Origin of the sequence: Paenibacillus sp. FSL H8-0282, from assembly GCF_037963825.1 — a bacterium.
Taxonomy (GTDB): Bacteria; Bacillota; Bacilli; order Paenibacillales; family Paenibacillaceae; genus Paenibacillus_AQ; species Paenibacillus_AQ odorifer.
This window is the reverse complement of the sequence record NZ_CP150146.1, coordinates 6,028,451-6,050,521: the sequence shown is the minus strand read 5'-3', so window position 1 is coordinate 6,050,521 and position 22,071 is coordinate 6,028,451. Positions and strand designations below refer to the sequence as shown.

The following is a 22,071-nucleotide window of genomic DNA, read 5'->3' as shown; positions in this document are numbered from 1 at the left end:
AATTTCGTCCCCAAGACCATAAGTCTTGGAGGTGAGGTTCTTTTTATTTTGCAGATTAAGCAGGCGGATATCACTTATAAACAGGAGGTAACACCAATGAACGAGGAACCGGAAGTATTAGCAGAGAGTTACATCGACAGATGGATTCAAGAAGAGCTGGAAGCAGGGACTTACAGTAGAGATATTTGCACGAGATTTCCACCGGAGCCTAACGGGTATCTGCACATTGGCAGTGCGTATGCTATTCATACGAACTATACGACTGCGAAAAAGTATGGCGGGAAGTTCCATTTGCGCTTTGATGACACCAATCCTTTAAAAGAGGATCTGGAGTATGTAAATGCCATCATCGAAGATATTCAATGGATGGGCTATCCACCGGACTATATTTTTTATGGATCAGACTATTCTGAGAAAATATACAATAGCGCAGTTACGTTAATCCGAAAAGGAAAGGCGTATGTCTGTGATTTATCACCTGAAGAGGTGACAGCCTATAGAGGGACGCTTACGGAGCCGGGAAAAAACAGCCCGTTCCGGGAGCGTTCTGTGGAAGAGAATTTGCGGTTATTTACGGAGATGAAAGCTGGAGATTATCCAACGGGAGCCAGAGTGTTGCGAGCTAAAATAGATATGAGCTCACCTAATATCAACTTACGTGATCCGGTGATTTACAGAATCATTCATGCGGAGCATTATAGAACGGGTAACGAATGGTGTATCTATCCGATGTATGATTTTGCCCATCCTATACAAGATGCTATCGAAGGGATTACGTATTCCTTATGCTCGATTGAATTTAAGGATCATCGGCCGCTCTATGAGTGGGTATTGAAGGAGCTGGATATCCCTGAGGCTCCTAAGCAAAGAGAGTTTGGACGGGTGAACATCACCGGAGTTGTGACGAGTAAACGGTATATCAGACAACTGGTTACAGGCCATTATGTGGATGGCTGGGATGACCCGAGACTTCCTACGCTTCGCGGTTTACGCAGAAGAGGTTTTACGCCGGAGAGTATCCGGAATTTTGTGAAGGAAATTGGCTTTGTCAGAAATAGCACCATTGTGGATATTGCCATGTTAGAGCATGCGCTTAGACAAGATTTGAAGGCAAAGGTTCCAAGTGTGATGGCTGTTCTTAAGCCTTTAAAAGTGGTCATTACTAATTATCCTGAAGATCATAACGAAGGGCTGACGATTGAGAATAACAGTGAAGATAAGTCACTTGGAGAAAGAGAGGTTCCTTTTTCACGGATCCTTTATATTGAACAAGAAGATTTCATGGAGGAGCCGCCAAAAGGGTATCACAGGCTGACTATGGGGAACGAAGTAAGGCTGAAGGGTGCTTATTTCATAAAGTGCAATGAAGTAATCAAGGATGAAGTTACAGGAGAAATCCTAGAGCTTCGCTGCACCTATGATCCGAGAACGAAGAGCGGAAGCGGGTTTAATGAACGGAAGGTTAAGGCAACCATTCACTGGGTATCGGCAGACCAGGCTATCAAGGCTGATGTTCATCTATATGAGCGGCTGCTAAAAGATAACGATGGTCCTAAAGAAGACGGTGAGCGCTGGGACGCGTATCTTAATCCGGATTCCTTAACGGTCCTGAAGGATTGTTTGCTGGAGCCATCGATGGGCAACGCAAGACCAGAGGATAAGTTTCAATTGATCCGGCATGGATTTTTCTGCGTGGATAAGAAGTATACCACGGCAGATAAGCTGGTGCTGAACCGGATAGTACCGCTGAAGGACACATGGAAGAAAAATTCATAAGCAGCTTAAGCTGGGCGAAGATCGGGTAATTCCTGATCATCGTCCAGCTTTTTTTGTGCCTAGTCGTTGGTGAACAAGCAAATGAAAATTCCATATGAAACATGTTTACATTTTTCAGAAATAAGCATATACTTTAAATATAAGTTGCACAGGGGAAACTTTCGTGTATATAGACAACTTTTTCAGGGCAAGAGGAGGAATTGAAATGCTCGAACAAACTTTAGTAGAACAACCACATATAAAACAACATAAGAACTCGATTTCAGCACAAGCCGTACTTAACGGGGAGATCAAAGGGATTAAACGATTACTTCCTTTTCTAGGCCCAGCTTTTATCGCTGCTGTTGCTTATCTGGATCCAGGTAATTTTGCCACCAATATTACGGCGGGCTCCAAATATGGATATCTCTTATTGTGGGTGATCGTGGCCTCTAATCTAATGGCTGTGCTAATCCAAGCGTTATCCGCCAAGCTGGGGATTGCGACAGGCAAGAACTTGCCTGAGATCGCCCATGATCGTTTTCCGAAGAGTGTATCTATCTTCTTATGGATTCAAAGTGAGCTAGTGATTATAGCTACGGATCTGGCAGAGTTTATCGGGGCGGCATTAGGACTATATCTCTTATTTGATATTCCCATGCTGCCAGCAGCACTGATTACTGCGGTGGGCTCATTTGCTATCTTAGAGCTGCAACGCCGGGGATATCGCTCCTTAGAGGCAGGGATTGCCGCGATGATCCTTATAGTCGTATTAGCCTTCGCTTTTCAAGTTATTGTAGCTAAACCGGATATGGGAGCAGTTGCCGTAGGCATGTTTACACCTAAGTTTGAAGGGGTGGACAGCATCCTATTGGCCGCAGGAATTCTAGGTGCAACCGTGATGCCACATGCGATTTACCTGCATTCATCACTTACACAGAACCGTATCGTCGGGGTGAATGAATCGGAGAAAAAACAGATTTTCAAATTGGAATTTATAGATATTATTATTGCGATGATTATCGCAGGTGCAGTAAATCTGGCTATGGTTATTGTCTCCGCGGCATTGTTTTTCAAAAATGGTCTCGTGGTTGAGGATCTGGATGTCGCGTTTCAACAATTTGGTCACTTAGCTGGGCCAGTAACGGCGATCTCGTTTGGGTTGGGACTACTCATTGCGGGACTGTCGAGTTCCTCCGTAGGGACTATGGCTGGCGATGTGGTTATGCAAGGCTTCATCAACAAAAGAATTAACCTGTACTTGCGCCGTGCGATTACCATTATTCCGCCACTAGCGATCATTGGTTTTGGTGTGAATCCAACCAAAGCACTCGTGATCAGTCAGGTGATCCTGTCCTTTGGGATTGCGTTCGCGTTGATTCCGCTGGTTGTGTTTACAAGCAATCGCCAGATTATGGGCGGGTTAGTGAATCGCAAAATGACAGCCACTCTGGGCTGGATTATCTCCGGTCTGGTTGTCTCGTTGAACTTGTTCTTGGTCTATCAAATGCTCGTATAAGGAAGCAGTCAAAAGAGCCCGACCCACAGATCTCCTCAGATCATACCTGAGAGATACATGGGTCGGGCTTTTTTTGGAGTGTTGTTCCAGCCAGTTATTTAAAATAATCCGCAACGCCTTCAGCGATGGCTTTAGCCGCTTTTTTCTGATAGGAGGCCTTGCGGACAATGGACTCGTCTGTAGGATTGGTAAGGAATCCAAGCTCAACCAAGGTAGCTGGAATCCGATTCTCCCTTAGGATGTGATAATCGCCAAAGGACAACCCGTTGCTTTTCAGACCGATGCCTTGCCCCAGCCGGGTTTCAATCGCCCGCGCCAGCTTCAAATCATCCGCTTCTGAATAAAAGAAGGTCAACGTTCCGGACACATTTTTAGGTGAAGAATTATAATGAACGCTTACAAAAGCATCAGCACGCAGGGCTTGGCTCATCTGAACACGACGAGCTAACGTCGGCTTCTGATCGTCTCGGGTGCGCGTCATCTCTACCCGTGCTCCTTTAGCAACAAGAGCATCGCGGACATAAAGTGCAGTATGCAGATTCAAATCTTTTTCCATGGTGTTATATGTAGTGCCAAGCATGCCCGGATCACTGCCGCCATGACCAGGATCGATGACGATCAGCTTTCCTCGTAGTCCGCCTTTATGCTGGACGGTGCTTATGCTGCTTGTACTGCTTGATGTGCTTCCACTTCGGATATACTGCTCTGCCACCCAACCGGTTTCACCGCTGACTGTGCGAATTCGAGCCCAGCCGTTCTGATGAAGAAGGAGAGTGACTGTATCCTTGGCTTTTAAAGAACCGAGCACCTTATAGTGAGTTCCTGGGCCACTTCGGATGCGCAGAGAATCAGCCGTGACTGAAGCTTTTGAAGTTCTACTAGAAGTATTGGCTGATGTTGACGAGGCAGTATTGGTTTTAGTAGCAATAGACGTTCCAGAAGCGCTGGATTGCAGGGAGTTGCTGTTCACCTTTTTTAGGTAATAACCCGCTACCCAGCCAGAGGTGCTCCCCGCTTTAACCTCTAACCATCCATGCTGCTCATCAGTCACAGTAACCCGAGCCCCATTCTTAATTGATCCTACAACAGTTGCATTCTTAGCCGGTTCATCGCGTACATTTAAAGAACTCGCATATACCTGTGCGGTATAACTTCCCGCTGCTGTCTTTGCTTCAGCAGACTGTGGCGTTGCTATACCCAAAAGGCAAGCTGTGAGCAGGGTGACACCTATCATTTTGTTCATAGTATCCTCGCTTTTTGAGAGTAGTCGTAATTCCTTACCCAATTTACGAGGTTTAGAATAATATTTTTTGAGAATATGGCCTCTTTTCTGGTGGTCTAAAGACTTGTATAATTATTACATATCGGGAAAGAGGATGAAGGAGCATTGCCGTGACTAAACCAAAGCTATTCATTGGATCTTCCAGGGAGTCTATACGTTATGCAAGAGCGATTCATGAGCAGCTGAAGAGGGATGCTGAAGTGCATCCTTGGTATGCCAACGCTTTTCGGGCGAATGAATACACTATGGAGGCGTTGGAGCGAAATTTGGATGAGAGCGATTTTGCCGTATTTGTGTTCTCGCCAGATGATGTCGCCAAAATCCGTGGTAAATATTATTATGTGACCCGCGATAATACGGGGTTTGAAATGGGTTTGTTTTGGGCTAGATTACGGCGCAGCCGTGTTTTTTGTCTAGTGCCTGATCAGGTAACTGCGCGTGATGATCTCATCCCTGGAGAAAATGTAGAAGAATATCATCTGCTATCTGATTTAGCGGGAATTACATCTTTAGAGTATGAAGTGCATCACGATAATCCTACGGCTGCTGTGGATGTGAGCTGTGGTAAGATTATTGATAGTATTCAAGAACGTGGAAGATTCCGTGACCCGCTTAAAGATTTAGAGCAGCTAAAGATGGATTTAAGGCGCAAGGAAAGTATCCTTCATTTTTTTTGGCAATATAATAGTAATGTGACCATCTCCGAGAATGGAGATAAATATCACGCACTTAGTGAGGCGATACGCAATTCCTTTTTACCTCCGAAGCATTGTCGTGTAATCGGTGCAGCCATCTGGCAGGCACAAGAGAAGGAACAACTTGTTCAGGTGGGGGGGAATGTCGGACGTGGTCACTCCTATCCCTTGTCTGTAACGAAAGGGAATGAGAAGCAGCCTAGTGTGGTAGATGCATTTTTATCGAGTAAATGGACTTTTTTTCAACGCACGGAAGTTGCAGAGGTATATATCCTATGCTATCCTCTAGGTAAGAAGTATGTTCTTTCCGTTCATTTCTCAGGAAGTGATGGATTATCTGCAGATGATCTTAAGGCGGTAGTTGGGAATAATCAGGATTTATTCCGTACCATCAATCATTTAGTAGGAGAGGATTCAGCATGAAGAGAATAAAAGGTATTAACAGCTTATCCGATGCTGTTCTCCGATCTGCGAGTGGTGGGAGCAGGAGTGCAGGCGGCGATGACAAAAGCACCAAAAGAAAAGCAGGCTCGAGTCATTCTGCTCAGCAGCCAGCTTCAGCTCAGATTTATACTGCACCTTCTTTGGACGGCGGAGACGACGAATATAAGAAGCTTATCAGCGGGAAAGTAGATAATAATAAACCATCCTTTGCGTGATTTTTTTATAAAAAGGGGGCCTCAGCCGTTGGCTTGAGGGCCCCTTTTTGGTATTCCATTCTAACGGCTGTTCTTCTTGGCGATCTCGCGCCGTACGACAGGTGCAACCTCTGTTGCCAAAAGTTCAATGGCTTTGGCTACCTTAGCGTAAGGAAGGCCGCCGATATCGAGCTGAGTCATAAAGCGGCTATGACCGAACAGCTCATGCTGATAGAGAATTTTTTCGATAATTTGCTGCGGGCTGCCTACAGCCATCGTGTTATCAGCAGATACATATTGCCCAAAGTCATCACGAGACACCTTGTACTCTTGACCCGGTTTTGGACTGATAGAGTTACGGTAACTATAGTAGTAAGGGTAATATTCATCCAACGCCTGCTGTGAGGTTTCAGCAATGTAGCCGTGGCTAGTGATCGCAATCTTTAGATCCCCAGGTGGATGTCCTGCTTGAATTCCGGCACGCCGATAGGTTGCGGCAAGCTCTTGAAAAGGCTCTGGACTGCCGCTTAGGATGGCGATAGCCATTCCGGTCCCGAGCATCCCGGCCTTCTCCGCACTTTCTGGAGAACCGCCTACACCAATCCAGAGCGGAAGATTCTCTTGCAATGGACGTGGAGCAATCTCCGAATCCTTCAGCGATGAACGGAAGGAGCCCTCCCAGTTCATAACTTCATGTTTGTTAAGCTCCAAGAGTAAATTGATGTTCTCGGAGAATAGACGGTGATAATCTTCAAGCTCATACCCGAAGAGCGGAAAAGACTCCACAAAAGCACCACGCCCCGCAATAATCTCTGCACGTCCATTCGACAGCAAATCAAGTGTGGCGAAATCCTCGAACACCCGTACAGGATCAATGGTGCTTAATACGGTTGTTGCGCTCGTTAGTTTAATTCTGTTAGTAACCTGAGAAATGGCAGCCAGCACCACTGGCACCGAAGAAATTACAAAATCAAGACGATGATGCTCACCTACACCAAATACATCAAGTCCCGCCTCATCTGCCAGCTTAGCTGCAGCTACAACTTCGTCGAGACGTTGTTTTGGACTGATCTTCTTCCCTGTATGACAATCCGCTACGATGTCTCCTAAGGTATAGATACCAAATTCAAAATCGGATGCTGGTGCTGCGGTTGCTTCGTTACTCATGCTCACAAACCCCTTGTTATTCATATATTTGCTAAAGCCTGTCCGTGTATGGAGGAATGTGATTATTATAACACAATGACTTACAAAATGTAAGTTTGTGAGTAAATGTTTTGATTTCTTCTGTTGTTTTTGACAAAATGGAATAATAATCCATAAGTATTATGTCCTGCTCGTCCAATATTATTATATTTGATTTTAAGAAGCTATCCAAATGAGGCAGTTACTTATATGAGGAGGAGTTTGGTGGTGAGATGAACAATATTGAAATCTTATCTTCGTACTGCAGTTATTGGTTTAGGGGTATTGCTTATGGTAAATCCAGTACAAGCAGCTGCGGTTGATCCACACACCTCTTTTATAGGCTCGAATGGTGATGATTACTATGCAAACCTGCCTGCTGCGAAGGTTGAATGGTCAACAACAATGGATTTGCCAGCTTTGAAAGATGTGCCGTCGGATTATATCATGGGTAAGGGTGTTGTTGCAGTCGGAGCGGGCAAAGCTTTTATCCTTCAAAAGGGTCAGCTTTTAGCGATTAACGTCCAGACTGGAAAAGTAATGTGGAAATACGGCTCCAAATTAACAACGCCGCTGCTCTATCAGGATGGCGTGGCTTACGTCACTTCGGAGGCAGGTACGATCTATGCAGTTAACGCGGCTACGGGCAAAAATAAATGGAGCTCATCGGCAACCAGTAAAGGTGTCAGTAAATTGTTAATTGATAAAGAGCAGCTATTCGCTGCTAATGGCGATATTCAAGCCTACAATCTGAAAGATGGCAAGTTGCAGTGGCGCGATAATTTCAGCGAAATGCTGTTTGAACCATTTATGGTTGAGGGGAATCTGGTGCTAGCTCAAAACTCAGAATCCGGAGCGTATACGTATGACATTTTACATGCGTTTGATCGAACAACAGGTAAAGAGCTTTGGAATAGTGGTAATCATAGTCTTCCGATTGCAGCAGATGGGACTACGCTTATCTCACAACGGGAAGCTACATTGGTAGACCCTCTTCCTTTGACGACACTCGATCATTTGGATGTGAAGACAGGTAAGCTTGTAAAGGCTGTAGAGTATAACCCCGCTCATATAGATCCTAATCATCCGAAACCAGAAGAAGAATATATGACTAGCGGAGGCAGAGCCTGGATCATTGGGGACAGGATATATATTGGGGGACAAAAAGGAGTCTATGGCTACCCAGTAAATGTTGATCCAGCTGCCGTAACACGAGATAATTATTCGTATGAATCCATCGGAGCTAAGTTATCCTACGCAGCGGGTCCTTATGATGGAAGAATTCTTTTTAGTAACGAACAGAGCATCTATGGTGTTAAAATGTCTAATAAATCTGTGTTCCAGTACGGAGGAATCAGCAATCCGATTGCCCGCTTCGATCTGCTCGGACATGGCATGTATGTTGCCCAGACCGATGGGAAATTGGTTGCTATTGATCTAATTACCGCCAAACCGATCGTGCAGCTCAAAACATCAGGTAGAGTATTCGGCCCAACCTTGCTGGAGGATGGGATGATTATTGTGCAGAGTAAAGGGAAGTTAACTGCTTTCAAGGAGCCTCAGGCTCTGAAAATGAAATAATCGAATCCACAACGGCTCTCCGATAAACATCCGGCAGAGTCGTTTTTTAGTGGAATGATTCCACAATCCCAGTGCGAAAAATACAAATCTATTTTATGATAATAAGGTTATAGGATGAGTAGACTGTAAGTTAACGAAATTACATAGAAGGACCGAGGGATATTATGGAACAGCAAGCGGTTTGGGCGATAGGTATTTTTCTGCTGATTTATGGACTTATTATTTCCGAAAAGATTCACCGTACCATTCTGGCGATGTTAGGAGCTATCGTCATGATAGCGATGGGCATTGTGGATCAGGAGACGGCACTACAGCACATCGATTTTAATACTATAGGATTGCTTGTAGGGATGATGATGATTGTAGGGATTACCGCTGAGACGGGTCTCTTTAAATACGCAGCTGTGAAATCAGCTAAGTTGGCGAAGGGGAAGCCGAAGAGAATACTGATTGCTTTGTTTGTGATTACCGCAGTGGCTTCAGCCTTTTTGGATAATGTGACGACAGTGCTGCTTATGGTGCCAGTCACCTTCAGTATTACAAGACAACTGCGCATACATCCGCTGCCTTTTTTGATGTCACAAATTATCGCATCTAATGTAGGGGGAACGGCAACCTTGATCGGAGACCCGCCTAATATCATGATTGGCAGTGCGGTTAAGGAGCTGACCTTCATGGCTTTTATTAGCAATCTGACACCCGTGATTATCATCATTGTTTTGGCGTATATCCCGCTGCTGTTATTGATGTTCGGTAAACAAATTAAAACTACACCTGAATTGCAGCAGAGCATCATGGACATGGATGAGAAGGTTATGATTACGGATCATAAGCTGCTGCGAAAATGTTTGATCGTACTGGCAATTACGATTGCCGGGTTCTTTTTACATCAGGCGTTACATTTGGAGTCCGCTACGGTTGCGCTGGCTGGTGCATTTTTACTGCTGCTGCTGACCGGAGGGGAACATATGCTGGAAAAAGCTTTTCACAGCGTGGAATGGATTACGATCTTCTTTTTTATCGGACTGTTCGTGTTGGTGTCAGGGCTTGTAGAGACAGGTGTGATTGCAGAGCTGGCAGCAAAAGCGATTGAAATAACGAATGGGGATGTGCTGATGAGCTCAATGATGATTTTATGGGTCAGCGCCATTACCTCGGCATTTCTGGATAACATCCCTTTTGTAGCAACTATGATCCCGCTGATTCAGGAGATGGGCAATATGGGGATCAGCAATTTGGAGCCGTTATGGTGGAGTTTGGCCTTAGGCGCTTGTCTGGGTGGGAATGGCACATTGATTGGTGCGAGTGCTAATTTGATCGTAGCGGGTTTGGCAGGAAAAGAGGGGTACCCGATTACATTCATGAAGTATTTGAAGGTCGGATTTCCTTTAATGCTGTTATCCATTGTGATCTCCAGCGTGTATTTATATTTAAGATATCTGATGTAAGCAGCGTTGCTAAGAGCCGGGGAGCGATATGCTTGAAGTGATATTTTGAAACGGTAGAAGTTGTGGAGGAAGTAGAAGGAGTAGGAGTAGAGGAAGTAGAGGAAGTAGAGGAAGTAGAGGAAGTAGAGGAAGTAGAGGAAGTAGAGGAAGTAGAGGAAGTAGAGGAAGTAGAGGAAGTAGTGGAAGTAGAGGAAGTAGTGGAAGAAGAGGGAGTAGTGGAGTAGAGGAAGTAGAGAAAGTAGAGGAAGTAGATGCAGAAGTATAAGTAACAAGTGGAGGCAAAATGCAGATTTTGAAGTGGTAGACATAGGTTGGAGTAACGGTGGGAGCATATAAGTGTATTTTGTACAGTTATAACTCATCGAATAAATTGTCCCCAAAAAATAGCTGTATTCAGTACACTTATTTTCATGATTTCCTCAGCTAAAGGTGGTTTTTCTGGATTTTAATTGTACAGAATACAGTTATATTCAGGATAGCCCCTTTTTTATACGAAATAAGTGTAAAGAATGCAACTAAATCAAAGATTGGGTTTAGATTCGGTAATTAAAATATACGGGGGGATCCGGAGGAGTTATTCCGAGGTTTACCCAAAGTCGACTTAACCCTACGCAATGCAGATAAAAAGCAGGCAGTGTTTCTCCAATATTTGGAGGCTCACTGCCTGCTTGTTTTTTACATTAGAAAGGGCTGCTTAAGGAGTATGGCTTCCAAAATACTGGTAAGTTCCTTTGGGATATTGATTCCACTCGCCCTCAAGTGAATACTGCTGTGATCCAGTGTATATACCAGATTTACGGACAATAGTTCCACCTGTGGAGAGGAATTGCTGAGTAGAGGTAGGGTCACCGAGAACATCCACGATTTGACCGTTTTTCTTCAGTACTAATGCTGTAATATTATATGTTTTTGGATTATATAGACTCAGCTCATCATTGTAATAGGAGATATTCATTAAATCAAATGCGTCCCCAAAAGTAGAATCTATAAACATATACGGCATTGCTACAGGTACAGGAAATAATGGCCGGGAATAAACCTGTTTGGTTTGGGTGGCTTTCATAAATTGGTGAACTTCAAGGGTGTAACCTTCTGCTTTTCCTGCGGGATTACCATTTCCTTTATAGTACAGCTCAACTGCGATTCTGCCGTCACCGCCGTCCAGATACTCTGAGAAGAATAGCTCAGAGGTACCCTGTGAAGCCACGCTTATAGATAATACAACCGCTTTGCCATCAGAACCTACTATCCATACCGTTCCTGGACTTGTAGGACCATTCCATATAGCTCCATTCAGAGTTGCAGGTCCGCTCAATGAACCTGTGCTGCTTTCTGTATACACTTTAAATTGACTCTGATTAGGAATCAGCTTGGAAATATCGAAGGAAATATTGGATACACCTTGCTTGGTGGTTATTGGCACAAAGCCGTTGTTTACAAGCTGGGCTGTAATCAAGGTGAAAGTTGAGGTAGCTGAACCTCCTTTATCATCCGTTGCTGTGAGGGTCACTAAACCACTAGCTGAACTATTAGCTGCCGGAGTTACCGTCAGAGTGTTGCCATTAAGGCTAAGTGTACCAGCATTTACGTTATCTATAGAAGCTGAATAAGTAAGCATGTCATTGTCGGGATCTTGAAAAAGCTGGGCCAGATCAAATGTACGTGGTGCAGTGATACCTGGTGTTAAGAGTTGAGTAGTGATTCCAGATATCGCAATTGGTGGCTGATTAGACGTTACAGTGAATGCAAAAGTAGCAGTGTTAACGCCACCTTGGCCGTCCATTGCTGTTATTGTAATCATGGCTGTGCCTGAATCGACCGGCACAAGGTTGAGATGATTCCCATTTACAGATACAGTGGCAACGCTAGCGTCAGAGGATGCAGCTGCGAATGTAAGCGGGTCGCCGTCCGGATCAATGAACACATTACTGATGTCGACGTTTTGGACACCACTTGTGATCAGAGCAGATATTGGATCAATATTATTTTGCACGACTGGTGCATGGTTCACCGGAGTAGGCGCCGGAGTAGGGCTCGGAGTCGTCGCCGGAGTAGGCTCAGGAGTCGTCACCGGAGTAGGACTAGGAGTCGCGACCGGAGTAGGCTCAGGAGTCGGCGCCGGAGTAGGACTAGGAGTCGTCACCGGAGTAGGACTAGGAGTCGCCACCGGAGTAGGACTAGGAGTCGTCACCGGAGTAGGACTAGGAGTCGCCACCGGAGTAGGACTAGGAGTCGCCACCGGAGTAGGACTAGGAGTCGCCACCGGAGTAGGACTAGGAGTCGTCACCGGAGTAGGACTAGGAGTCGCTACGGGAGTAGGCTCAGGAGTCAGCACCGGAGTAGGACTAGGAGTCGCTACGGGAGTAGGCTCAGGAGTCAGCACCGGAGTAGGACTAGGAGTCGCTACGGGAGTAGGGCTCGGAGTCGTCACCGGAGTAGGGCTCGGAGTCGCGACCGGAGTAGGACTAGGAGTCGCGACCGGAGTAGGACTAGGAGTCGCTACGGGAGTAGGCTCAGGAGTCGCCACTGGAGTAGGGCTCGGAGTCGCGACCGGAGTAGGCTCAGGAGTCGCTACGGGAGTAGGCGTCGGAGTAGGACTCGGAGTCGGATCGCTCACGGAGTTAGCAGACGTGGACGAAGTATATGCAGGAGCAACGACTCCAGATGCATTTTGAACCTTTTGGATATTATCTTGAATGGCTGTGTAATTTGTTATGAAATGTGAAGGCAGACTGTTGCCAAGCAACTGCAGATTTTGAATAGACAAGGAGGGATCGATGGTGATCCTAGCGCCGCCTTCGACTATTTTTAAGGTTTGCAGGGGACCGCTGCCATGAATAGTAACTGGAGTTATAGAGTCCACAATGATCTGCCCAATTTGGCCCTGAAAAGTTATACTCGAAACGCCATTTTTAATCTTTAGATCACCGGTAACATTACCTTTAATAACAACATCATTTCCAGAAATATTGAGCAAAGAACCGGAGGGAAAGCCGGAGGTATTTAGTTGAACCCCTTTTTGTACAATTTCAAGCTCTTGCAAACCATCTACATGACGATTCAAGGAATTGAACTTAAGGACAGCTCCTCTTAAAGCATCATGGTTGCTATCACCCATTAATTCTTTGAGTGTACCTTCAATGAGGTAAGGCGTGCCATTGATCGTTACGAAATCTCCATCTATATTGTCGATCGTTGCAGTTTGTTGTTCTTCTTTAAAAATATTCAGCAGAAAAGAAGCCATATCCTGCCGCTGAACAGTACCTTTGGGGCTGAACATATCTTCGGGAGAGTCTATAAGTTTAAGACGTAGTGCGACATCAGTATACTCTTTTGCCCAATTGCTGATTGTGGATTCGTCATTAACCTTGTTGGCTTGTCCGCCTTGTGCTCCAGTTCCGCGGATGGCACGTACAAATATAACTGCAAGCTCTTCCCTAGTTACAGGTCTGGATGGATTAAAATTACCTGTAAGATCACCCTCCATAAATCCTGCCTTTTTAACAGCCTCAATAGCGGAGACACTCCAACTGGAATCAGATACGTCTCTAAAGGAAGAAGCGGAATTCACTGAGGAATCTAGCTTTAAGGTCTTCGCTAAAATGGCTGCCAGCTCTTGGCGAGTCATAGTCGCAGTGGGTCTGAATTGTCCATTGGGATCGCCTTTAAGCAATCCTAGACGAGCAGCCTCGAGGATTGCGGCACTTTTCGTCTGTTGTATTTCGGTTAAATCGGAGAACGGTGGAGTGATTTCAGCTGCAGATGCATAGAGAGTACCACCGAACAAGGTGTTAAGGGCAACAAGTGTTGCTCCCCATTTTAATGATATGCTTTTCAAGCAAAAGCCCCTTCCTTAGAACCAATTTGTCATAAGCTTACTTCATTATATCGACGCAAAAGCAAAGTTTTTTAATACTTTCATCCTACTAAAAGTGATTAAATTCATTGCTTTTCTAACTTATGAACTAGAAATAATTCCACTTCTATTCCATAAAAGGGCTTGTTTTTTGTTGACAGCTTATAAAATCGATGATATTTTAAATATTATAATTCCAATTGATTTACTTTGAATAATGTTTGCCGACTGTTCCTACAGAGGTATTGCGAATGTAAAAACGCAATGCCTCTGTTTTTTTGTCCATACAGATTAAAGGAGGGGTCAAGGTGGGAGAAGCGTTGCTGTCTATTTCGAACCTAAATAAACGTTTTGAGTCTGCCGGTGGTCATGTTCAAGCACTCCATAATGTAGATCTCCATGTACAGGAGGGCGAATTTATTACAGTCATCGGCCCCAGCGGCTGTGGAAAAAGCACACTATTACGCATCGTAGCCGGTCTGGATAGCGGGTACACTGGCAGTGTCACCCTGGAAGGGGCGGAGATTGGGGGTCCTGGGATCGATAAGGGTTTTATTTTTCAGGAGCATCGCCTCTTTCCCTGGCTTACCGTTGAGAAGAATATTGCCTCTGATTTACCGCTAGGGAACAAGGAGGTTAGGCGGAAGGTCGATGAATTGATTGATCTGGTGAAGTTAAATGGATTTGAGAAATCTTATCCCCGCGAGTTGTCGGGAGGGATGGCCCAGCGGGTGGCAATAGCTCGTGCACTTCTGCGCAATCCGAAAATACTGCTGCTGGACGAACCGTTTGGTGCACTGGATGCATTCACTCGGGCTCATATGCAGACGGTATTGCTGGACATTTGGCGGGCTAACCAAACAACCATGATTTTTGTGACACATGATATTGATGAGGCTGTGTTCTTGGGGAATCGGGTAGTGATTCTAGAGCCGCGTCCCGGGAAAATACGTAAAATTGTACCGATAGATTTACCGTATCCACGGAAAAAAACAACGACCTCCTTTCAAGAGCTGCGTTTGAAGGTGTTGAATTATTTTGAAAAGGTAGATGAGCTAGAGCTTACAGACGGAGCCGGAATATAAAATAGGTCGACCATACCCATGGAGACTTTCGAAGACATTAACATTCGAGGGTCTCTTTCTGTTTATTTAAAGTGATTGTAAAGCTGAAAAAAGGTGGGTTCAAAGTATGACAAATCGGGCTGTAGCCATAAGAACTTCCGGAAGACCCGGAAAGGCGGCAACACTAGGACTTGGTCTTTTGCTGCCGGGCAGTGTACTGATTCTGTGGCAGACGCTCGGGCATTATGGAATGATCTCGGAGATGCTGTTCCCTACGCCGTATACGATTGCGGAATCTTTTGTAACTTTAGCGGCTTCAGGCGATTTGTGGCCGAACTTTAGGATCAGCTTGGTCAGAGCCTTTTCTGGATTCCTGCTAGGTGGTGGACTGGGGCTGCTGTTAGGACTTCTCGTAGGTCTGTTCCGCAGATCGGAGAAGCTGTTAGATCCCTCCCTGCAAATGATCCGCATGATTCCCAGTCTGGCGGTAGTACCGCTGTTCATTTTATGGTTCGGGATCGGTGAGGAGTCAAAGGTGCTATTGATTGCTAAGGGAGCTTTTTTCCCGCTTTATATTAATACGTTCATGGGAATTCGCGGCGTGGATAACAAGCTGTTCGAAGTTTCCCGGGTACTTGGCTTCAGCCGGTTGAAGCAGATTGGCAGGTTAGTACTTCCAGCAGCGCTGCCGAACATTATTCTCGGAGTGCGTCTCTCTCTAGGGCTTTCTTGGCTGGGGTTAGTAGTGGCAGAGCTTATTGCATCTACCTCAGGCATTGGGTACATGATGTCCGATGCGCGTCAATTTGCGGACACACCAGTGGTGTTCGTGGGGATTATTATTTTTGCCGTAGCTGGATTGTTGAGTGATTCCATTGTTCGTTACATTGAACGACGGTTGTTGAGATGGCAAGACAGTTATCGCGGATAACCTTGAACGCTCATTAAACAAAAGGGGGATGCACCATGAGCGATGGAGTAGAAGCTATTATCAAAAATACTAAAAGAGCCAGAGAAACGCTGGATAGCGGCGGCACAGCTCCTTTATCCAAGAAGACACCGAAGAAACCCGCAATACAAGTTGCATGGAAACCCCTGCTCTCTGATTGGGGAATGGGTGCAATTATCCCGGTGGTGACGTTAGTCCTTTGGCAGCTGGCAGGGAGTACGGGGCTGGTCTCAGCAACCTTTTTGCCGACTCCGCTTTCGATTGCAAGAGCTTTTACCGACTTGTTGGTTACTGGAGAGTTAACTCATCATCTGGGCGTCAGCATGGGTAGGGCGGGCATCGGATTTCTTATTGGAGGTGTGTTGGGTCTTCTATTCGGCGTACTGACTGGCTTGTTTCGCAGTGTAGAATATGTGCTCGATCCTAGCGTACAAGTGCTTAGGCTTGTTCCCCATTTAGCTATAGCGCCGCTCATTATTCTCTGGTTCGGGTTTGGAGAGATGTCAAAAGTTGTGATCATTATGACAGGCTCATTTTTTCCGCTCTATATTAATACATTTATGGGCATCCGCAATGTGGACAATAAATTGTTCGAAGTAGCTCGTGTATTGGGATTCAGTCCATATCAGAAGCTGCGCAGGCTTATACTCCCGGCGGCGCTGCCCGGAATTTTGTTAGGGCTAAGATTGTCGCTGGCTGTAGCTTGGATTGGTTTGGTTGTAGCAGAGCTTATTGGATCACAGTCAGGTATTGGTTTTCTTATCAATGAGGCGAAGCAGAACTCTAATACGGAGGTTGTATTCGTAGGCATTATTATTTTTGCAATTGTCGGTAAGCTGATCGATTCCTTGTTCCGGATTATTGAACGAAAGTTCCTGTTCTGGCGCGATAGTTACGAAGGCTAAACAAACTGAGGAGGTCTTGAACATATGAGTGGATCGGTGAAAAAAGGATCGGTGAATTTGGTGGCAGACGTGCTCGTTATCGGAGGAGGTCCGGCAGGAACGTGGGCAGCCCTTACTGCATCAGCGAAGGGGGCCAAAGTAATCCTTGCAGATAAAGGGTACTGCGGTTCAAGTGGGGCAACGGCACCGTCGGGAACGGGAGTCTGGTATGTGAAGCCGGATGAGAAGCTCCGGAAAGAGGCAAAAGCAAGTCGTTATGCGCTTGGCGGGCAGCTGGCTGAATCTCGCTGGATGGACCGGGTGCTGGATCAAACCTATGCCAATATGAACAAGCTGGGTGTTTCCGGTTATCCATTCCCTGTAGATGAGCAGGGCAATCAATTCCGAAGAAGTCTGCAAGGACCGGAATATATGAAATTAATGCGTAGGCTGGTGAAAAAGGCAGGCGTTAAAATTCTAGATCACAGCCCAGCCTTGGAACTCCTGGCAGATGAGCATGGCGTAGCTGGAGCGGCTGGAGTTCATACCCAGAGTGGAGAAACATGGACTGTTCAGGCAGGAGCAGTCGTCATTGCTACCGGAGGCTGCGCCTTCCTAAGCAAGGCACTTGGTTGCAACGTGTTGACCGGAGATGGTTATCTCTTCGCTGCTGAGGCTGGGGCGAATCTGTCCGGCATGGAATTCTCCAATGCCTATGCGATCTGCCCTACGTTCTCTTCGGTGACCAAGACGGCGTATTACAGCTATGCCAGCTTTTATTATGAGGATGGAAGCATTGTGGAGGGAGCCGGTTCCAAGAAAGGCCGTTCTGTAATTGCCCGGAATCTGTTGGCAGGTAATCAGGTGTACGCCAAGCTGGATGGGGCACCAGAGGATTTAAGACCGCTGCTGCGGGTGGCGCAGACGAACTTTTTCCTTCCTTTTGACCGCCAGGGAATTGATCCGTTCAAGGATGCGTTTCCGGTTACTTTGCGGCTCGAAGGCACGGTTCGGGGGACGGGTGGCATCCATATTACAGATGAAAGCTGCGGCACAGGTGTTCCCGGACTTTACGCGGCAGGAGATGCGGCTACCCGCGAGCTGATTTGCGGAGGTTTTACTGGCGGTGGCAGCCATAATGCGGCGTGGGCGATGTCTTCAGGTTCTTTTGCTGGTGAAGGAGCTGCTGTCTATGCACAGAGTCTGGGGTCGCACGCTGCGCAGCGTAGTCCAGTCGGCTTATCATCATCACCACTGGTGCATCAGGAAGTGAAGCCGGGAGTGGCAGCCCAAACAGCAGAGTATGTGTCTGCTGTACAGGCTGAGGTGAAGCCGTATGATATCAATTTGTTCCGGACAGAACAAGGGCTGACGTCTGCACTAGATCGTCTGGATGGATTGTGGAAAGAGCAACGAAGCCGCGAAATTCAGCGTACGCCAGAAGGGGTCAAGGCACGGGAAGCCGAAGCCATGACCGCAACAGCCCGCTGGATGTACAATTCTGCACTTGCTCGTACAGAGACGAGAGGCATGCATAAGCGTGAGGATTTCAAGGCTACAGATCATGGCCAGCATCACCGCTTGATCAGTGGCGGATTAGATCAGGTATGGGTGAAGACGGAAGCCGTGGCTAAGGAGGGTGTTCTATCGTGATTGAGGTGATCAGCGCTGCCAGATGTGTAGAGTGCAACCAATGTGTATCTGTCTGCCCGACTAATGTTTTCGAACGGGTAGAGGATGGCATTCCTGTTATTGCCCGGCAGAGTGATTGCCAGACTTGCTTTATGTGTGAGCTGTATTGTCCTGTCGATGCTCTCTACGTTGCACCAGACTCTGAGAATATTATTGGTGTGACAGAAGCGGAACTTCAGGAGCAGAAACTACTTGGCGGTTATCGTGAAAAAGTAGGCTGGGGTAAGGGCAGGCAGCCGGTGGCAAGCCATGACTTTATGTATAAATTGGCGTCGAGGGCAGGGTTCTGAGCTGGATCAAGATTTAAATAAATAGCATAAACCTAGGGGGAGAAACAATGAAACAAGCGTACAGAGAGATTCAAGGGAAACGTTCTAGGAAGATTCGGTTTGCACTTTTAACTACAATTATGATGGCCATGCTGGTGCTTCAGGCTTGCGGAAATAATACGGGCGGCAATGGAGCATCTGCCTCCGGGGGATCAAATACGGAGAAGGCGGGAGAAGGGGCCACGAGCACGAGCAATGTTCCAGCGGTATTGAACTTTGGGTTTATCGGTTCCAACAAATTGAATGTGCCCGGCGGTGCAGAGGGTTGGGGCTTTTATAAAGGGATTATTCAAGAAGAGTTGAAGAAATACGGCATTACTGAAGTGAAGCTTACTGGCTTTCCAAACGGTCCGGATCAGACAGAATCCTTGATTAGTGGTCGGCTGGATATCGGCAGCCTTGGAGATACACCTGCTATTATTGCCTACGCTTCTGGAGCCAAGACCCGTCTGATTTCACAATCTTCCGCGAACACGATTGGTTATTTGATCGGCAAGAAGGATGGGCCCAAGACGGTGAAAGATCTGCAAGGTAAAACTATCGCGATTCAAAAAGGCTCCTTCATGCACCGTTATGTAGTTGGATTACTACAGGAAGAAGGCGTGACCGACTACAAACTCGTGCATATGCTCATTCCTGATGCTACTGCAGCTTTAGCCCGTGGAGATGTAGATGCTACAACAAATCTAGGTGTTCCTGCGCTGAAGCTGATTGACCAAGGTTACACTCACTTGGATGATGCCTCGAAGCACCCGAACCTGCTTGGTTCTAGCGCAACAGTTGTGTCTGAGGATTATCTGGCGAAATTCCCTGATTTTCCGAAGGTATGGAATGAAGCTAGAGAGAAAGCCTTGGCAGACTTGAAGCAGCATGAAGATGAGTATTATCAATTTCTGGCTGAAATCGGAGATACAACGCCTGAGCTGGCGAAGCAAGTGAATCCGATTAGTGATATCAAGGATACTGCGTTCACTGATGAAGGAACAAAGCTGCTGGACGGTACCAAAAACTTCCTCGTCGAAGAGAAGTTAGCGAAAAAAGACTTCAATATTAGCGATTGGCAGCTGAAATAAGTTGCTTAAAGGTTGCTTTAATTGAACTTAAGATTCTTCTGTAAAGGTAATTGAGTGACTGCGGTGAATGTTTGGACTTTCGGCCGCCTCTCCGCCACTCCTCCCTTTAGTGATTTTTAAGTTCAACTAACTCAGCTAATGGTGTAGGAGGAAAAAATATGTCGCAGCTTAAGAAGGAAATGACAGTGGATGTCCTCGTGCTTGGCGGAGGTCCTGCTGGGGCGTGGTCGGCATGGAGTGCAGCCTCGCAAGGTGCAAAGGTAGTCCTGGCGGATAAGGGCTACTTGGGCACTAGTGGCGCAACTGCACCGGGAGGAACAACGTTGCTAGTTATTCCTCCCATTGCCGAGCTGCGGGAGCAGGCAGTGCAGGCCAGACTTAAGGCCGGCGGATATTTATCGGAGAATGCTTGGATTCACCGGGTGCTGGATCAGGTAGAGCAGAACCTGGCTCAAGTGGAGCAGTGGGGGTATCCGTTTCCGAAGGATGAAGAAGGAAACTCACTGCGTACCCATCTCCATGGACCAGAATATATGCGGATTATGCGAAAAGTTGTGCGCAAAGCAGGGGTCACAATTCTTGATCAGTCACCAGCGCTGGAACTTCTTCATGATGAACACGGTGTTGGTGGAGCGCGTGGGATCAACCGCCTGACAGGAGAGTCTTGGGAAGTGAAGGCAAATGCCGTTGTAATGGCTACCGGCGGCTGTGCTTTTCTCAGCAAAGGTCTTGGTTGCAACGTGCTGACAGGGGAGGGATTGTTGATGTCCGCAGAGGTGGGAGCTGATCTTTCGGGTATGGAATTCAGCCGCCAATATGCGCCAAGCTTTGCGGACGGAACCGTAACACGTGGACGCATGCTGGCTTGGGCCACTCTCTATGACGCGGACGGTCATCCGTTGCATAGAGGGGATCGGACCTTTGGCAGCATTCCTGAGCTGATGCTGAAGGGTCCGGTTTACGCTTCGCTGGATCTGGCAGACACCGCGGAGAAACAGGATTTCCTGCGCAAAGCGCATCCGATTTTCTTTATGCCGCTGGAGCGGGCGGGAATTGATGCGTTTAAGCAGAAATTCCCGCTTACCCTGCGCTATGAGGGCACGATGCGCGGCACTGGGGGTCTGCGCTTGAGCGGCACGGATTGCCAGACGACCGTGCCCGGACTCTATGCGGCCGGAGATGCCGCATCTCGCGAGAAAGTGACCGGCGCCATCTCCGGCGGCGGGGCTTATAACGCTTCCTGGGCCATGTGCAGCGGAAGCTGGGCTGGACAGGGAGCCGCGCAGCATGCGCTGTCCTGCCGAGGACAGGCGAACAGCCGCAAGCTGACCGCAGCGGGACGCTACGGGCTGGCGGCTGGCGCCGATGCCTCGGAAACGCTGGAGGTGAAGCCGCTAATCGCGGCAATCCAGCGTGAAATCTTGCCGCTGCAGATCAATTATTTCCGCAGCGAGCCGGGCATTTCTTCAGCCTTGAAGCGGCTGAATGCCTTGATGCCCTATTTGAACGGGCAGGCTCCTGCCAGCGTTCAGGGCATCGTGCAATCACGTGAAGCCGCGGCTATGCTCGCGGTCGGCAGGTGGATGTACACCGCGGCACTCGCCCGGAAAGAGACCCGCGGACTGCAAAAGCTAGCGGAATATCCGGAGCTTGATCCGCGCCAGACTCACCGGCTGATCTTATCCGGTATTCAACATATAAGCGTCAGTACAGAGGCTGTGCCCCATGCTCATGAACTGAATGCGCTGAAGGAGGGGCAAACGATATGATCGAATTAATCAGCTTGGAGCGTTGTGTTGGTTGTAAGCTGTGTACGAAAGTGTGTCCGACGAACGTATTCGAAATGCAGGGGAAGATTCCGGTCATTGCCCGTCAGGAAGATTGCCAGACCTGTTTCATGTGTGAAGCTTATTGTCCTGTAGATGCTTTATACGTGGCACCACAGGCGGATCAGCTGATCGGTGTAAATGAGGAGGCGCTGATTCAGTCAGGTGTGTTGGGAAGCTGGCGTGCTGAAATCGGCTGGGGACCTGGTGCGAATGGTTCGATGGCGGAGAGGGACACGACTCCTTATTTTGAAGTGTTTACCGAGCAGTACCGAACATGATTAAGCAGATGCTT

General features: G+C 47.1%; 18 protein-coding genes and 1 other annotated feature (1 of these 19 running past the window's edge). Of the genes, 15 read left to right on the top strand and 3 right to left on the bottom strand.

Annotated elements, in window-relative coordinates:
- Positions 1–15, top strand: a binding site (T-box leader) (it extends 246 nt beyond the left edge of the window).
- Positions 16–96: 81 nt separating this feature from the next.
- Positions 97–1,776: a glutamine--tRNA ligase/YqeY domain fusion protein gene (locus NST94_RS26200; protein ID WP_339281435.1), complete on the top strand. Its 1,680-nt coding sequence runs from the start codon at positions 97–99 to the stop codon at positions 1,774–1,776.
- 205 nt (positions 1,777–1,981) lie between these two features.
- Entirely contained in the window at positions 1,982–3,274 is a 1,293-nt protein-coding gene (locus NST94_RS26195; RefSeq protein ID WP_076219332.1) for an Nramp family divalent metal transporter, read from the top strand.
- Between the two features lie 94 nt (positions 3,275–3,368).
- On the opposite strand, the gene NST94_RS26190 is transcribed toward NST94_RS26195, so the two are convergent.
- The gene (locus NST94_RS26190) at positions 3,369–4,517 is read right to left on the bottom strand and encodes an N-acetylmuramoyl-L-alanine amidase (protein WP_339281434.1); all 1,149 of its coding nucleotides are present in this window, start codon (positions 4,515–4,517) and stop codon (positions 3,369–3,371) included.
- A 149-nt stretch (positions 4,518–4,666) separates the two neighbouring features.
- On the opposite strand from NST94_RS26190, the gene NST94_RS26185 reads away from it, so the two are divergent.
- Positions 4,667–5,674, top strand: a complete 1,008-nt coding sequence (locus tag NST94_RS26185) for a TIR domain-containing protein (RefSeq protein ID WP_175617364.1) — start codon at positions 4,667–4,669, stop codon at positions 5,672–5,674.
- Positions 5,671–5,910: a hypothetical protein gene (locus NST94_RS26180; protein ID WP_036680302.1), complete on the top strand. Its 240-nt coding sequence runs from the start codon at positions 5,671–5,673 to the stop codon at positions 5,908–5,910. Before NST94_RS26185 ends, NST94_RS26180 begins: the two co-directional genes overlap by 4 nt.
- 60 nt (positions 5,911–5,970) lie before the next feature.
- Here the strand turns inward: NST94_RS26180 and NST94_RS26175 are convergent, their stop codons facing one another.
- Entirely contained in the window at positions 5,971–7,056 is a 1,086-nt protein-coding gene (locus NST94_RS26175; RefSeq protein WP_076303105.1) for an LLM class flavin-dependent oxidoreductase, read from the bottom strand.
- A 309-nt stretch (positions 7,057–7,365) separates the two neighbouring features.
- Here NST94_RS26175 and NST94_RS26170 point away from each other — a divergent pair, with 309 nt between their 5' ends.
- The 3 genes from NST94_RS26170 to NST94_RS26160 all read left to right on the top strand — a co-directional run bounded on the left by NST94_RS26170 (position 7,366) and on the right by NST94_RS26160 (position 10,327).
- Positions 7,366–8,655 carry a PQQ-binding-like beta-propeller repeat protein gene (locus NST94_RS26170; protein ID WP_339281433.1) on the top strand — a complete coding sequence of 430 codons (1,290 nt, stop codon included), beginning with the start codon at positions 7,366–7,368 and terminating at the stop codon, positions 8,653–8,655.
- Between the two features lie 164 nt (positions 8,656–8,819).
- Entirely contained in the window at positions 8,820–10,103 is a 1,284-nt protein-coding gene (locus NST94_RS26165; protein ID WP_036680299.1) for an ArsB/NhaD family transporter, read from the top strand.
- Positions 10,104–10,165: 62 nt separating this feature from the next.
- Complete coding sequence (locus NST94_RS26160) at positions 10,166–10,327, top strand: hypothetical protein (protein WP_339281432.1); 162 nt, start codon at positions 10,166–10,168, stop codon at positions 10,325–10,327.
- A gap of 470 nt (positions 10,328–10,797) precedes the next feature.
- Here the strand turns inward: NST94_RS26160 and NST94_RS26155 are convergent, their stop codons facing one another.
- Positions 10,798–13,941, bottom strand: a complete 3,144-nt coding sequence (locus tag NST94_RS26155; protein ID WP_339281431.1) for an S-layer homology domain-containing protein — start codon at positions 13,939–13,941, stop codon at positions 10,798–10,800.
- 326 nt (positions 13,942–14,267) lie between these two features.
- Between NST94_RS26155 and NST94_RS26150 the strand changes: the two genes are divergently transcribed.
- The 8 genes from NST94_RS26150 (at position 14,268) to NST94_RS26115 (ending at position 22,057) form a co-directional block, all read left to right on the top strand.
- Positions 14,268–15,044, top strand: a complete 777-nt coding sequence (locus NST94_RS26150) for an ABC transporter ATP-binding protein (protein WP_036680296.1) — start codon at positions 14,268–14,270, stop codon at positions 15,042–15,044.
- A 106-nt stretch (positions 15,045–15,150) separates the two neighbouring features.
- Positions 15,151–15,954: an ABC transporter permease gene (locus tag NST94_RS26145; RefSeq protein ID WP_076185456.1), complete on the top strand. Its 804-nt coding sequence runs from the start codon at positions 15,151–15,153 to the stop codon at positions 15,952–15,954.
- A 35-nt stretch (positions 15,955–15,989) separates the two neighbouring features.
- Positions 15,990–16,877, top strand: a complete 888-nt coding sequence (locus NST94_RS26140; RefSeq protein WP_076185455.1) for an ABC transporter permease — start codon at positions 15,990–15,992, stop codon at positions 16,875–16,877.
- A 24-nt stretch (positions 16,878–16,901) separates the two neighbouring features.
- Positions 16,902–18,509, top strand: a complete 1,608-nt coding sequence (locus NST94_RS26135; protein WP_036680291.1) for an FAD-binding protein — start codon at positions 16,902–16,904, stop codon at positions 18,507–18,509.
- Positions 18,506–18,838: a ferredoxin family protein gene (locus NST94_RS26130; RefSeq protein WP_076307272.1), complete on the top strand. Its 333-nt coding sequence runs from the start codon at positions 18,506–18,508 to the stop codon at positions 18,836–18,838. Before NST94_RS26135 ends, NST94_RS26130 begins: the two co-directional genes overlap by 4 nt.
- A gap of 47 nt (positions 18,839–18,885) precedes the next feature.
- The gene (locus NST94_RS26125; RefSeq protein WP_076282670.1) at positions 18,886–19,950 is read left to right on the top strand and encodes an ABC transporter substrate-binding protein; all 1,065 of its coding nucleotides are present in this window, start codon (positions 18,886–18,888) and stop codon (positions 19,948–19,950) included.
- A gap of 158 nt (positions 19,951–20,108) precedes the next feature.
- A complete protein-coding gene (locus NST94_RS26120) occupies positions 20,109–21,719 on the top strand; it encodes an FAD-binding protein (RefSeq protein ID WP_076219603.1) in 1,611 nt (536 codons plus the stop codon).
- Positions 21,716–22,057 (top strand): 4Fe-4S binding protein, encoded by a 342-nt coding sequence (locus tag NST94_RS26115; protein WP_076099941.1) that lies wholly within the window; start codon positions 21,716–21,718, stop codon positions 22,055–22,057. The genes NST94_RS26120 and NST94_RS26115 overlap by 4 nt, the downstream gene beginning before the upstream one ends.
- Positions 22,058–22,071: the final 14 nt, after the last annotated feature.

Bases quoted from the DNA above. Each gene is read 5' to 3' on its own strand.
- NST94_RS26200 (WP_339281435.1), top strand. From the start codon at position 97: ATGAACGAGGAACCGGAAGTATTAGCAGAGAGTTACATCGACAGATGG.
- NST94_RS26195 (WP_076219332.1), top strand. From the start codon at position 1,982: ATGCTCGAACAAACTTTAGTAGAACAACCACATATAAAACAACATAAG.
- NST94_RS26190 (WP_339281434.1), bottom strand. From the start codon at position 4,517: ATGAACAAAATGATAGGTGTCACCCTGCTCACAGCTTGCCTTTTGGGT.
- NST94_RS26180 (WP_036680302.1), top strand. From the start codon at position 5,671: ATGAAGAGAATAAAAGGTATTAACAGCTTATCCGATGCTGTTCTCCGA.
- NST94_RS26175 (WP_076303105.1), bottom strand. From the start codon at position 7,056: ATGAGTAACGAAGCAACCGCAGCACCAGCATCCGATTTTGAATTTGGT.
- NST94_RS26170 (WP_339281433.1), top strand. From the start codon at position 7,366: ATGGTAAATCCAGTACAAGCAGCTGCGGTTGATCCACACACCTCTTTT.
- NST94_RS26165 (WP_036680299.1), top strand. From the start codon at position 8,820: ATGGAACAGCAAGCGGTTTGGGCGATAGGTATTTTTCTGCTGATTTAT.
- NST94_RS26145 (WP_076185456.1), top strand. From the start codon at position 15,151: ATGACAAATCGGGCTGTAGCCATAAGAACTTCCGGAAGACCCGGAAAG.
- NST94_RS26140 (WP_076185455.1), top strand. From the start codon at position 15,990: ATGAGCGATGGAGTAGAAGCTATTATCAAAAATACTAAAAGAGCCAGA.
- NST94_RS26135 (WP_036680291.1), top strand. From the start codon at position 16,902: ATGAGTGGATCGGTGAAAAAAGGATCGGTGAATTTGGTGGCAGACGTG.
- NST94_RS26125 (WP_076282670.1), top strand. From the start codon at position 18,886: ATGAAACAAGCGTACAGAGAGATTCAAGGGAAACGTTCTAGGAAGATT.
- NST94_RS26120 (WP_076219603.1), top strand. From the start codon at position 20,109: ATGTCGCAGCTTAAGAAGGAAATGACAGTGGATGTCCTCGTGCTTGGC.
- NST94_RS26115 (WP_076099941.1), top strand. From the start codon at position 21,716: ATGATCGAATTAATCAGCTTGGAGCGTTGTGTTGGTTGTAAGCTGTGT.